The following is a 13082-nucleotide window of genomic DNA, read 5'->3' on the forward strand; positions in this document are numbered from 1 at the left end:
GCTTATTGGGCCTACTGCAGCGGGCCGGTCACCGGCTCCACCGCGGTGACCAGGTGCCCGCCCCGCACGAAGGCGTCGGCCGCGGCGAGGTCGGGCGACAGGAACCGGTCGGGACCGGGACCCTCGACACCGGCGGCCCGTACGGCGTCGATGACGGCCCGGGACGCGGGCGCGGGTGTCAGCCCTTCGCGCAGCTCGATGGCGCGCGTGGCCGCGTACAGCTCGACGGCGATGATCCGGGCGAGGTTGTCGACGGCCGTACGGAGCTTGCGCGCCGCCGACCAGCCCATGGAGACGTGGTCTTCCTGCATGGCGGAGGAGGGAATGGAATCCGCCGAGGCAGGCACGGCGAGCCGCTTCAACTCACTGACCAGGGCGGCCTGGGTGTACTGGGCGATCATCAGCCCGCTGTCCACACCGGGGTCGTCGGCGAGGAACGGCGGCAGCCCGTGCGAGCGGTTCTTGTCGAGGAGCCGGTCGGTGCGGCGCTCGGCGATGGACCCGAGGTCGGCGACGGCGATGGCGAGGAAGTCGAGGACGTAGGCCACGGGGGCCCCGTGGAAGTTCCCGTTGGACTCGACCCGCCCGTCGGGCAGAACCATCGGGTTGTCGACGGACGAGGCCAGCTCCCGCTCGGCGACGAGCCGCGCGTGGGCCATGGTGTCCCGCCCGGCGCCGGCGACCTGCGGGGCGCAGCGCACGGAGTAGGCGTCCTGAACGCGCGGCGCGCCGTCCTGGTGATGCCCGGTCAGCTCCGAACCCTTGAGCACGGCAAGCATGTTGGCCGCGCTGGCTCCCTGCCCCGGATGCGGCCGGATGGCGTGCAACTCGGGCGCGAGGACCTTGTCGGTCCCGAGCAGCGCCTCCAGCGAGAGCGCGGCGGTGACGTCGGCGGACTTGTAGAGGGTGTCGAGGTCGGCGAGGGCCATGATCAGCATGCCGAGCATGCCGTCGGTGCCGTTGAGAAGGGCGAGGCCTTCTTTTTCGCGGAGCTCGACGGGGACGATGCCGTGCTCGGCGAGGAGTTGCGCGGCAGGCCGCACCACGCCATCGATCCCCTCGGCGTCCCCCTCGCCCATGAGGGTGAGGGCGCAGTGGGAGAGCGGCGCGAGGTCACCGGAACAGCCGAGGGAGCCGTACTCGTGGACGACGGGGGTGATGCCGGCGTTGAGCAGGTCGGCCATGGTCTGGGCGACCTCGGGGCGTACGCCGGTGTGGCCCGAGCAGACGGTCTTCAACCGGAGGAACATCAGGGCCCGTACGACCTCGCGCTCGACGCGCGGGCCCATGCCGGCGGCGTGCGAGCGGACGATGTTGCGCTGGAGCTGGGCGCGCAGTTCGGGGCTGATGTGCCGGGTCGCGAGGGCACCGAACCCGGTGCTGACGCCGTACACGGGCTCGGGCTTGGCGGCCAGCGCGTCGACGACGCCGCGGGCCTTCGCGAGGGCGGCGAGGGCCTCACCGGACAGCTCGATCCGGGCGCCACCGCGCGCCACGGCGAGCACGTCGTCCGCGGTCACCCCGGACGTCCCCACCACCACAGTGTGCATATCCATATTCAGGAGCGTACGCAGTGAATTCCCAGATGTCACTACCGGGTGGCCGGTACACCCCTTACAACGGACGGGCTGGGTAGTCAGCCCGTCCGGCGTTTGAGGACGAGCGCGTTCAGCGCGAAGGGGGGGTCTGGGGGCGCAGCCCCCAGGAACGGGATGGGACGGGTAGGGGCGGCGGGGGCGAAACAAACCCCCCACCTCACGGCCGGCGCCCACGGAACCGCCGCCGCTCGACAGCCCCCTCCAGGGACGGCCTCGCGTCAGCGAGCCGTACCACCGGATCGTCAGGACCCTCGCGCCCCGCGACGACCGGCCGATCCGCGCGAAGCGCCTTCGCCCGGTACTGCGCCGCATCCGCAAGCCGAAACAACCGCCGAGCCGTCCGCACCGCCCCGATCGCATCAGCCGTCGAGGCCACCCCACAAGCAACCCCCTCCCCCAACTCCAACCCAGCAGCCCGACGACAGAGTTCATCCGCCGCCCGCACGACATCATCGGCAGGCGCACCGACCACCAGCAGACAGAACTCGTCACCACCCAGCCGCCCGGCCAACGCCCCCGGCAACATCGCCCCGCACAGCGACAGCACGGACCCGAACCGTTCGAGAAACCGGTCACCGACGGAATGCCCCAGGGTGTCGTTGACCCGCTTGAGCCCGTTCAGATCGCAGACGACGAGACTGACCACCGCCCCGTCCCGCCGATGCCGCTCGATCGCCTCGTCGAGATGCGCGTCCACGGCCCGCCGGTTCGCGAGCCCGGTCAGCGCATCGGTGAAGGCCAGCCGCCGGGCCTCCTCCAGCCGCTCGGTCTGGGCGATCCCGGCGGCGACGACGGACGCCAGGACGGTGGCGAAGTCGGCGTCGGCACGGTCGAAGACGGGCGCACCGGCGGGCCGGGCGACGTACAGCTCGCCCCAGGCCCGCCCGTGCAGCACGACGGGGGCGACGACGCAGCAGCCACGCCCCCGGCGGCGCAGGGCGGCGACCCGCTGATGGCAGTACCCCGCCCGCCCCTCGAAGGCCCCGTCGGCAGGCCCCTCGGCGGTCTCGACCCAGGCGTTGGGCTCACCCCCGCCCGCCCATCGCTCATGCAGGAACTCGGTGATCTCCGGGAACTGGTGCACGGGGTACGCCTCCCCCTCCGGAAACTCCTCCTCGTCGACGGCCAGCTCCCCCACGTTCGCGAGGACCCGCAGCCGCCCCAGCTCCCGCTCCCAGACCGACAGCGCGGCGAAGTTCCCGGTCAGCGCACGACAGGCCCCGAACGCGGCGGCACGCCAGGAGTCGCGGGGGCTGTGCGCGGCGGCCATACCCTGCGCGAGCGTCACGACGGCGCGGAGCCGGCTTTCCTCACCCATTGATCCAGGTTAGGAAGGTTTGGGAGGAATTGAGACATTGGAAGGGCGAACAGGGGGTGGGCGCGAGTCACCGGGTCCGAGGGCCACCGGACGAATTCCCCCAGCACCCCCGCCTCACCCGCCCGGGCAGGACGACCCAGGCGCAAAACACCGCACCGAAGGTGCGGAGAGCCCGGCAGGGAGATCCGGCACGGAGACCAGGCCCGGGAATCCCGCCCGCAGACCCGGTCCAGAGACCCAGCCCGCAGACCCATCACGGAGACCCATCACGGAGACCCGGCCCGGGGATCCGGCCCGCAGATCCGGCGCACAGCGCCGCAAAGCCCGGCGCGCCTCAAAGCCCGGGGGCACCGCAAGGCCCAGACGCCGTGAAGCCCCGCGCGCCGGAGGCGCAATGGCTACTCGCCCGGCCAGGCGGGCGTCCGTTTCTCCGTGAACGCCGCCACCCCCTCCGCCCGGTCGCCCGAGAAGGCAACGGCACGCCATGCGGCGTCCTCCACCTCTAGCCCGGCCCGCAGGTCCAGCCCGAAGCCCACTCGCAAGGCCCGCTTGGCCGCTCGTACCCCCACAGGGGAGTTCGCCGCGATCCGGGACGCCAGTGCCAGCGCCTCCGCCCGGTCCTGCCCCTCCTCCACCAGTACGTCCACCAGGCCCAGCTCCCGCGCCTCTGCCGCCTCCACGCGCCGCGCCGTGAAGATCAGCTCGGCGGCCCTCGCGGCCCCCACCCGCCGGGGCAGCAGCTGCGTACCGCCGCCCCCGGGAATCACGCCCACGGACACCTCGGGCAGCCCCACCACCGCCGTACCGTCCGCCACGATCAGATCGCAGGACAGCGCCAGCTCGAACCCGCCCCCCAGCGCGAACCCGTGCACCGCCGCGATCACCGGCATCGGCAGCTCCAGTACACCGGTGTACGCACCCCGCGCCACCGGCCGCTGCCGGACCAGTTCGGCGTCGGTCATCGAGTTCCGCTCCTTGAGGTCGGCCCCGACGCAGAACGCCCGCTCATGGGTGGAGGTCAGCACCACCGCGCGTACGGCACGGTCGGCGGCCAGCGCGGCACACGCGCCGGCGATGGACCGGGCCATGGCGGAGGAGACCGCGTTCATGGCCTTCGGCCGGTCGAGGACCAGCTCGGCGACGTACGCATGCCGCCGCACCACGACGAACTCCCCGAACCGCTCCTCGGACCGCTCCTCGGACCGTTCCTCGGACCGTTCCTCAGCCATGACACCCTCCCGGTTAACGCGGGTTAACTACGACCGCCCCGATCATCGCAGCCCTGCCCACCCGGGGGAAGAACGGATCCCTCTCCCCGTTCGGGTGACATCGCACCGATCTCCCGAAATCCCGCCCCGGGGAGCGCATAACGTGCGCACCGCCTCGGCGCATCGGGGGCGCGAGCGCAACGGGGAGGGATCGCGATGACGGACACGGCGACCAGGCCGGTCGAGACAGGCACACCGAGGCACACCCAGGTCCCACGCCAGTTCACGGGCCCCGCCCGTACCTGGACGCCTCCCCCGGAGCCACCGCCCGTCCCTCTCGTCACCCGCCCCCGGGGCCGGCACCGCAAGCCCCGCCCCCGCAAGGTCCTGCTCGCGGCGGGCGGCTTCGCTCTGGCCGCCGGCGTCCTGAGCCTCGTACGGCTGGCGCCCGACGGCGGAGTGGGCGGCGTCGGCAACACCCAGGCGCAGTCCGACCTGGACACGAACACGGGCACGGAAACGGGCGGTGCCGCGTACGGGGACGCCTCCGCCGACCGCACCGACAACACGGCGGCCACCGTCGGGACGACCCCCACGCCGACCCCGTCGGCAAGCGCCCCCATGGGCGGCGCGACCCCCGCACCGACCCCGCCCCCGACCGCACTCCCGACGGCTCTCCCGAGCGGGACCGGCCCTCTGCGGCCCCAGCCCCTGGGCCCGTACCCCCCGACACCCGGAACCGCCTCCGACGCCACCACGATCCCGCAGCGGCCCGACACACCGGCACCGACCGCCACCCCTGAACAGCCGCCGGCCACGGCACCGGCCCCAGCACCCCTCGCGCCCGAACCCCCACAGCAGGAGGCCCCGGCGCCCCAGCCCCCCGCACCGGCCCCGCAGCCCCCCGCGCCCGGCGGAGTCTGCGTACCCCTGATCGGCCTGTGCGTGGACGCGCTGAACCACCGCCACTGAGCGGGAGCAGCAGGGAGGTGGACGAGCGGGCGGTCCTACGCGACCGGGCCGGCCCGCCGGGTCAGCAGCCAGGGCTCGACCACGCCCAGCCCGCGCACCGGCCGCTGCCACATCGGCTGGAGCGCGAAGCGGTACACCGGCGGCTCCTCGCCCTCCTTCTCCGCGGCGGCAGCGGCCTCGGCCGCCTCCGCCTCGGAGGCGGGCGCGTCCCCGGTACGGATCAGCTCCTCCGCGAACGCCCCGTCGACGAGCACGGCGTCCCGTGGCGCTATCGACGTCAACCGGGAGGCCAGGTTCACCGTCGACCCGAACACATCACCCATACGGGTGGTCACCGTGCCGAAGGCCATCCCGACCCGCAGCTCGGGCATCGTCTCGTCGTGCGCCATCGTCTCGATCAGCCGCAGGGCGATCTCGGCGGCGACACCGGCGTCGTCCGCCGCGTACAGCACCTCGTCGCCGAGCGTCTTGACGAGCCGCCCGCCGTTCGCGGCGACCAGGTCGGCGGCCGTGGTCTCGAAGGCCTCGACGAGTTCGCCGAGTTCCTCCTCCTCCATACGGCGGGTCAGCCGCGTGAACCCGACAAGGTCGGCGAAGCAGACCGCGAGCCGCCGGTCCACCATCTCCTCGTCGTCGGCGGCCTGTACGACCCGTCCGGTCGCGGCGGCGAGCTGGCGCCGCCAGACGTACACGATGAACTCCTCCAGCTCGGGCAGGAGCAGTTCGATCAGCGGATACGTGACCTCTGTGCGGGTCATTCCGGGCTCGGGCGGCTCGGTCAGCCCCTCCAGGAAGGAGTCGATCTGCCATTCCGCCAGCCGGGCGGTGGTCTGCCCCGTGGAACGCGCCACCTGCACGGCCATCGCCTCGCTCAGCAGCCCCGCCTCGACGAGACCGGCGAGCCGGCGCAGCGCGAGGACGTCCGCCTCGGTCAGCGCCTTGGCCTGCCCGATGTCGGCGAAGCCCATGGCCCGCCAGAAACGGGAGGCCAGCTCCATGGAGACACCGGCGCTGCGGGCGGCCTGAAAGGGGGTGTAGCGCCGCTCGGCCCCGAGGATGAGCTGTTCGAGACGCAGGGCGAGCGGGTCCTCACCGGGGTCGGCGTCCTGCCCGTCCACCCGGCCGCCCGCCGTGCCGGAGCCCGTGTCGTCGACGGTCACGCCTGCTGCCCTTCCGATCTGTCACGGTCAGATATCGACCGCCATCAACGATACGGCCTCGCTCCGCTAGGTCCAGCAGCGACAACGCACCCGGTGTTGGTGTGACCCCCTGGGGGCTGCGCCCCCAGACCCCCCTTGTCGCGCTGAACGCGCTCGTCCTCAAACGCCGGACGGGCTGGATATGCCTGGGCATTTCAGCCCCTCCGGCGTTTGAGGAGCGGGGTCTGGGGCGGAGCCCCAGAAGGATGGGACGGGTAGGGGCGGCGGGGGCGAGAACACACCTCACGCCGGCCGCAGATGCACCACATCCCCCGCCCCCACCGGCTCCTGCACCCCCTCCCCCGTAGCCAGCACCAACCGCCCGTCCCCGTCCACAGCAACCGCCTCCCCCACCACAGACCTCTCCCCCGGCAACTCCGCCCGCACAGTCCGCCCCAACGTCGCGCACCCCGCCGCATACGTCTCCTGCAGCCCCGACAACACCGGATCCCCCTCCACCGCCCGCCACCGCACATACCACTGCTCCAACGACCGCAGCACCGCCCGCAGCAACGGATCCCGGTCCGTCCCCACGGCCCCCGCCAACGCCAGCGACCCAGCCGTCGGCACCGGCAGCTCGTCCTCGCGCAGGGTGACGTTGATGCCGATGCCGATCACCACCGCGTCCGCACCGGCCCGCTCCGCGAGGATCCCGCCAGCCTTGCGCTCCGCGCCCCCCACGCTCACCAGCAGGTCATTGGGCCATTTGAGTGACGTATCGACGCCCGCGGCCCGCGACAGCCCCGTCGCCACCGCGACCCCGGTCAGCAGCGGCAGCCAGCCCCAGCGGGCCACCGGCACCTCCGTCGGCTTCAGCAGCACGGAGAAGAACAGCCCGGAGCGGGCGGGCGCCGTCCACTGCCGGTCGAGCCGCCCGCGCCCGGCGGTCTGCTCCTCGGCGACCAGGACGAACCCCTCCTCCGCCTTGCCCGCACTCGCGAGGGCGACGAGATCGGCGTTCGTGGACCCCGTACTGCGAACCACCTCGACCCCGGACCAGAGCCCGCCCTCCCGGACCAGCGCCCGCCGCAGCGCACCGGCGCCGAGCGGCGGCCGGTCGAGATCGGACCAGCGCCCGTCGTTTCCTGCTGAACCCTCTGAACCTGCTGATCCTGCTGAACCCTCTGATCCTGCTGAACCCTCTGAGTCATCTCGCGGCGTCATGCAAGCCACACTAGATGTGGTAAACGCCGCACTGCCGATGGGTAGGCACCCCACTACGCTACGGATGAGTAGCCAATCCCCCTTCTGAGCACGTCACTCTTTGCAGGGAGCCACATCCCGATGGCCGAGCCGGTAAAGCCGCAGCAGATCGACATCCACACCACCGCTGGCAAGCTCGCGGACCTGCAGCGCCGCGTCGACGCGGCGACGCACGCCGGATCGGAACGCGCTGTCGAGAAGCAGCACGCCAAGGGCAAACTGACGGCCCGTGAGCGCATCGAACTCCTCCTCGACGACGACTCGTTCGTCGAGCTGGACGAGTTCGCCACGCATCGCTCGACCAACTTCGGCCTGGAGAACAACCGCCCGTACGGCGACGGTGTCGTCACCGGCTACGGGACCGTCGACGGCCGTCCGATCGCCGTGTTCTCCCAGGACTTCACCGTGTTCGGCGGCGCTCTCGGCGAGGTGTACGGCCAGAAGATCGTCAAGGTCATGGACTTCGCGCTGAAGACCGGCTGCCCGGTCATCGGCATCAACGACTCGGGCGGCGCCCGCATCCAGGAGGGTGTCGCGTCGCTCGGCGCGTACGGCGAGATCTTCCGCCGCAACACCCACGCGAGCGGTGTCATCCCGCAGATCAGCCTCGTCGTCGGCCCTTGCGCCGGCGGCGCGGTCTACTCCCCGGCCATCACCGACTTCACGGTCATGGTCGACCAGACCTCGCACATGTTCATCACCGGCCCCGACGTCATCAAGACGGTCACCGGCGAGGACGTCGGCATGGAGGAGCTGGGCGGGGCCAGGACCCACAACTCCGCCTCCGGCGTGGCCCATCACATGGCCGGCGACGAGAAGGACGCCATCGAGTACGTCAAGCAGCTGCTGTCGTACCTGCCGTCCAACAACCTCAGCGAGCCCCCGCTGTTCCCCGAGGAGGCGGACCTCGCCGTCACGGACGAGGACCGCGAGCTGGACGTCCTGATCCCGGACAGCGCGAACCAGCCGTACGACATGCACACGGTGATCGAACACGTCCTGGACGACGCCGAGTTCTTCGAGACGCAGTCCCTGTTCGCGCCCAACATCCTCACCGGCTTCGGCCGGGTGGAGGGCCGTCCGGTCGGCGTCGTCGCCAACCAGCCGATGCAGTTCGCGGGTTGCCTCGACATCGCGGCGAGCGAGAAGGCCGCCCGCTTCGTACGCACCTGCGACGCCTTCAACGTCCCGGTCCTCACCTTCGTGGACGTCCCCGGCTTCCTCCCGGGCGTCGACCAGGAGCACGACGGCATCATCCGGCGCGGCGCCAAGCTCATCTACGCCTACGCGGAGGCCACGGTCCCGCTCATCACGGTCATCACCCGCAAGGCCTTCGGCGGCGCCTACGACGTCATGGGCTCCAAGCACCTGGGTGCCGACCTCAACCTGGCCTGGCCGACCGCCCAGATCGCCGTCATGGGCGCCCAGGGCGCGGTCAACATCCTGCACCGCCGCACGATCGCCGAGGCGGAGGCCAACGGGGAGGAGCTGGACGTGGTCCGCGCCCGTCTGATCCAGGAGTACGAGGACACCCTCCTCAACCCCTACATCGCGGCCGAACGCGGCTACGTCGACGCGGTTATCCTCCCGTCCGACACCCGCCGCCACGTCGTACGGGGCCTGCGCCAGCTCCGCACGAAGCGCGAGTCCCTGCCCCCGAAGAAGCACGGCAACATCCCCCTCTAGACCGTCTCGACCGCCGTTCAGGAGCCGTTGTGAACATCAAGGTCATACGGGGCAACCCGACCCCCGAGGAGCTGGCCGCCGCCCTGGCAGTGGTCCGAGCCCGAGCCGTGGCAGCGTCCACCACGGCCCCCGGCGCACCGCGAACAAGGGACGCGTGGTCGGACCCGGCAAGGATCGCGGCCCACCACATCCCCCAACCGAGCCCGACATCATGGACCCGCACGTACTGGCCGAGCTGAGCGCCCCAAAGGGGCGCGGGGAACTGCGCGACCAGCCCCCACCGGGCCCGCAGCAAACAACCCACATCGCAGCCGCAAGTTAAGTACGCGTACTCAGGCGCCCCAACCCGCGGAGCGTCACGCTGGATGGCATGTTGTGGTCCGACCCTGAGAACGAGCCGCCGAAGGAACTGCGCGAAGCGCAGCAGATGCTTCGGCGGCTCGGGTTTCTCATGGCCCTGGCCATGCTGCTCGCGATGATCGTGCTCGGGGTGCTGTAGACCTGCCGCTCACCGAAGCCCCGCCCCTCGCCGGAGGCGCACGCCGATACCCTGACCGCATGACCGATCAGCCACGCCGCCGCCTCGTGCTCGCCTCCCAGTCACCCGCCCGGCTCAACCTGCTCAGGCAGGCCGGACTGGACCCCGAGGTGATCGTCAGCGGCTTCGACGAGGACGCCGTGACGGCGCCGACCCCCGCCGAACTGGCCCTCGCCCTCGCCGAGGCGAAGGCCTCCGTGGTGGCCGCGAAGCCCGAGGTGCGGGGCGCGCTGGTGATCGGCTGCGACTCCGTCCTCGACCTGGACGGCGAGGCGTACGGAAAGCCCGCCGACGCCGAGGAGGCCACCGCCCGCTGGAAGTCGATGCGCGGCCGGGCGGGCACGCTCCAGACGGGCCACTGCGTCTGGGACACGGCGAACAACCGCCATGTGTCGGCCACGGCGTCCACGGTCGTGCGGTTCGGCGAGCCGACCGACGAGGAGATCGCCGCGTACGTCGCCTCCGGCGAGCCCCTCCATGTCGCCGGGGCGTTCACGCTCGACGGCCGCTCGGCACCGTTCATCGACGGCATCGACGGCGGCCACGGCAACGTGATCGGCATCAGCCTGCCCCTCGTACGCAGGCTGCTCGCCGAACTGGGCGTCGGGATCACCGAGTTGTGGACGCCCAGGGAGAAGTAGCTCCGATGGTCACGGTGTGCTGGGGGTCGGCGGGGGTGTGAGCGGCGAGCCGCCGCCGTTCCCCTTGGCCGGAGAGCCACTCTCGCCCGTACCGCCCGTGTCCCCCGTACCGCCGCCCGTGCCGTCCTCGGGGCCCTGGGCCGCCGCCGTGCCGTTCTGCTGGTCGTACGTCATCAGCAGGAGCACCACCAGCGTCATCACCACGACCATGGTCAGGAACGCCGTCCAGCCCACCAGGCCCCAGGCGAACGCCCCCAGCAGCGCGTGCACGACGGCCGCGCTGATCAGCAGGATGCGGCCAAGGCCGGCCGGGGAGCGGTCGCGCAGGGCGACGAGCAGGGCCACCACCCCGCACAGCGCGAAGTAGGCGCCGAAGACCAGGCCGCCGATCTTCGAGGACACGGACATCATGTCCGGGTCGAGGCCGGCGAGGGACATCTGCTGGTTGTCGACGACCGTCCCCAGGAACCAGTTCAGCGCGGCGACGCCGAACGCCTCCACGAACAGGACGACCGCGACGATCCAAGCCACCGGTCTGCGGACCACTGGCCCCCACCCACTTTCGACTGCCGCGCGTGCGGCTAGTACTACGTTCGGTTGGTACTACGTTCGGTACAGCGTGAACGCTACTAACGGGTAAACGCGCGGACAAGGGTTCGCCCGAGGTTGCTCGACGGGCAAAGAATCATTGGGCCGTTCGTAGGGATTCCACAAAGAAACGGAGTGGGCCGCAGCACGCTCTCACAGAGACCTTGACCACATCAGGGGGCTAGGGTTTCCGCAAGGAGTCCTGCGTACGTAGGTGCGACAAGGGATTTCGCGGGTCGAGCGAGCCTCGTATCACGCTCCGTGTGGGCAAGCTCACCAGTGGGGACGGGTCGATGCGCCGTGTCGGCAGTCCCTAAACTCGGCTTGTTTCAAGGAGGGAGCCTCAATCGTGCGCAAGGTGCTCATCGCCAACCGTGGCGAAATCGCTGTCCGCGTTGCCCGGGCCTGCCGGGATGCCGGAATCGCGAGCGTGGCCGTGTACGCCGACCCGGACCGGGACGCTCTGCATGTCCGCGCCGCGGATGAGGCGTTCGCCCTGGGCGGTGACACCCCGGCGACCAGCTATCTCGACATCGCCAAGGTGCTGCAAGCCGCCAAGGACGCCGGGGCGGACGCGATCCATCCCGGATACGGCTTCCTCTCGGAGAACGCCGACTTCGCCCAGGCCGTCCTCGACGCCGGCCTGACCTGGATCGGCCCGCCCCCGCAGGCCATCCGCGACCTCGGCGACAAGGTCGCCGCCCGTCACATCGCCCAGCGCGCCGGTGCCCCGCTGGTCGCCGGCACGCCCGACCCGGTCTCCGGATCCGACGAGGTCGTCGCCTTCGCCCAGGAGCACGGCCTGCCCATCGCCATCAAGGCCGCCTTCGGCGGCGGCGGACGCGGCCTGAAGGTCGCCCGCACCCTCGAAGAGGTCCCGGAGCTGTACGACTCCGCGGTCCGCGAGGCGGTGGCCGCCTTCGGACGCGGCGAGTGCTTCGTCGAGCGCTACCTCGACAAACCGAGGCATGTGGAGACCCAGTGCCTGGCCGACTCCCACGGCAACGTGGTCGTCGTCTCGACACGTGACTGCTCCCTCCAGCGCCGCCACCAGAAGCTGGTGGAGGAGGCCCCGGCACCCTTCCTCTCCGAGGACCAGGTCGCCGAGCTGTACGCCTCCTCGAAGGCGATCCTGAAGGAGGCCGGCTACGTCGGCGCCGGCACCGTCGAGTTCCTCGTCGGCCAGGACGGCACGATCTCCTTCCTGGAGGTCAACACCCGCCTCCAGGTCGAGCACCCGGTCACCGAGGAGGTCTCCGGCATCGACCTCGTGCGCGAGATGTTCCGCATCGCCGACGGCGAGCACCTCGGCTACGGCGACCCGGAACTGCGCGGCCATTCCCTCGAGTTCCGCATCAACGGCGAGGACCCGGGACGCGGCTTCCTGCCCGCCCCGGGCACGGTGACCACCTTCGCCCCGCCGTCCGGCCCCGGGGTTCGCCTGGACGCGGGCGTCGAGTCCGGCAGCGTCATCGGCCCCGCGTGGGACTCTCTCCTCGCCAAGCTGATCGTCACCGGCGCCACCCGCGAGCAGGCCCTCCAGCGCGCCGCCCGTGCGCTGGCGGAGTTCCAGGTCGAGGGCATGGCCACCGCCATCCCCTTCCACCGCGCGGTCGTCGCCGACCCGGCCTTCGCCCCCGAACTCACGGGTTCCGAGGCTCCATTCACGGTCCACACCCGCTGGATCGAGACCGAGTTCGTCAACGAGATCAAGCCCTTCGCCGCCCCGACCGACGCCGACGCGGAGGACGACACGGACCGGGAGACCATCGTCGTCGAGGTCGGCGGCAAGCGCCTGGAGGTCTCCCTCCCGTCCTCCCTGGGCATGTCCCTGGCCCGCACCGGCCTCGCCGCCGGGGCCAAGCCCAAGCGCCGCGCGGCCAAGAAGTCCGGCCCGGTGGCCTCGGGCGACACCCTCGCCTCCCCGATGCAGGGCACCATCGTCAAGGTCGCCGTCGAGGAGGGCCAGGAGGTCAAGGAGGGCGACCTGGTCGTCGTCCTGGAGGCCATGAAGATGGAACAGCCCCTCAACGCCCACAAGGCCGGCACCATCAAGGGCCTAGCAGCAGAGGTAGGCGCCTCCCTCACCTCCGGCGCCCCCATCTGCGAAATCAAGGACTGACCAGCGGTA

Annotated in this window: 12 protein-coding genes; 6 read left to right on the top strand and 6 right to left on the bottom strand. The window is 71.5% G+C overall.

Annotated elements, in window-relative coordinates; all coding sequences use genetic code 11:
* Positions 1 to 11: 11 nt before the first annotated feature.
* From hutH to LUX31_RS14840, 3 genes are all read right to left on the bottom strand, one after another.
* Positions 12 to 1550, bottom strand: coding sequence for a histidine ammonia-lyase (gene hutH / locus LUX31_RS14830; protein ID WP_235479920.1), 1539 nt, complete (start codon positions 1548 to 1550; stop codon positions 12 to 14).
* Between the two features lie 205 nt (positions 1551 to 1755).
* The gene (locus tag LUX31_RS14835) at positions 1756 to 2916 is read right to left on the bottom strand and encodes a GGDEF domain-containing protein (RefSeq protein ID WP_235475266.1); all 1161 of its coding nucleotides are present in this window, start codon (positions 2914 to 2916) and stop codon (positions 1756 to 1758) included.
* A gap of 398 nt (positions 2917 to 3314) precedes the next feature.
* Positions 3315 to 4145 (bottom strand): enoyl-CoA hydratase-related protein, encoded by an 831-nt coding sequence (locus LUX31_RS14840; RefSeq protein ID WP_235475267.1) that lies wholly within the window; start codon positions 4143 to 4145, stop codon positions 3315 to 3317.
* A gap of 195 nt (positions 4146 to 4340) precedes the next feature.
* On the opposite strand from LUX31_RS14840, the gene LUX31_RS14845 reads away from it, so the two are divergent.
* Positions 4341 to 5096: a hypothetical protein gene (locus LUX31_RS14845; protein ID WP_235475268.1), complete on the top strand. Its 756-nt coding sequence runs from the start codon at positions 4341 to 4343 to the stop codon at positions 5094 to 5096.
* Between the two features lie 35 nt (positions 5097 to 5131).
* Here the strand turns inward: LUX31_RS14845 and LUX31_RS14850 are convergent, their stop codons facing one another.
* Together LUX31_RS14850 and LUX31_RS14855 are read right to left on the bottom strand one after the other, a co-directional pair.
* Positions 5132 to 6256: an adenylate/guanylate cyclase domain-containing protein gene (locus LUX31_RS14850; protein ID WP_235475269.1), complete on the bottom strand. Its 1125-nt coding sequence runs from the start codon at positions 6254 to 6256 to the stop codon at positions 5132 to 5134.
* A gap of 282 nt (positions 6257 to 6538) precedes the next feature.
* Entirely contained in the window at positions 6539 to 7459 is a 921-nt protein-coding gene (locus tag LUX31_RS14855) for a biotin--[acetyl-CoA-carboxylase] ligase (protein WP_235475270.1), read from the bottom strand.
* 120 nt (positions 7460 to 7579) lie between these two features.
* On the opposite strand from LUX31_RS14855, the gene LUX31_RS14860 reads away from it, so the two are divergent.
* The 4 genes from LUX31_RS14860 to LUX31_RS14870 all read left to right on the top strand — a co-directional run bounded on the left by LUX31_RS14860 (position 7580) and on the right by LUX31_RS14870 (position 10363).
* Positions 7580 to 9184 (top strand): acyl-CoA carboxylase subunit beta, encoded by a 1605-nt coding sequence (locus LUX31_RS14860; protein ID WP_235475271.1) that lies wholly within the window; start codon positions 7580 to 7582, stop codon positions 9182 to 9184.
* A gap of 29 nt (positions 9185 to 9213) precedes the next feature.
* Positions 9214 to 9423, top strand: coding sequence for an acyl-CoA carboxylase epsilon subunit (locus LUX31_RS14865; RefSeq protein WP_235475272.1), 210 nt, complete (start codon positions 9214 to 9216; stop codon positions 9421 to 9423).
* Positions 9424 to 9554: 131 nt separating this feature from the next.
* Complete coding sequence (gene mmpB / locus LUX31_RS37465; RefSeq protein ID WP_268828153.1) at positions 9555 to 9683, top strand: morphogenic membrane protein MmpB; 129 nt, start codon at positions 9555 to 9557, stop codon at positions 9681 to 9683.
* Positions 9684 to 9742: 59 nt separating this feature from the next.
* Entirely contained in the window at positions 9743 to 10363 is a 621-nt protein-coding gene (locus LUX31_RS14870; protein WP_235475273.1) for a nucleoside triphosphate pyrophosphatase, read from the top strand.
* 9 nt (positions 10364 to 10372) lie between these two features.
* Here LUX31_RS14870 and LUX31_RS14875 read toward each other — a convergent pair whose 3' ends face one another.
* Entirely contained in the window at positions 10373 to 10909 is a 537-nt protein-coding gene (locus LUX31_RS14875) for a hypothetical protein (RefSeq protein ID WP_235475274.1), read from the bottom strand.
* Positions 10910 to 11300: 391 nt separating this feature from the next.
* On the opposite strand from LUX31_RS14875, the gene LUX31_RS14880 reads away from it, so the two are divergent.
* Positions 11301 to 13073, top strand: a complete 1773-nt coding sequence (locus LUX31_RS14880) for an acetyl/propionyl/methylcrotonyl-CoA carboxylase subunit alpha (protein WP_235475275.1) — start codon at positions 11301 to 11303, stop codon at positions 13071 to 13073.
* Positions 13074 to 13082: the final 9 nt, after the last annotated feature.

Origin of the sequence: Streptomyces sp. GQFP (genome assembly GCF_021545335.1) — a bacterium.
Classification (GTDB): domain Bacteria; phylum Actinomycetota; class Actinomycetes; order Streptomycetales; family Streptomycetaceae; genus Streptomyces.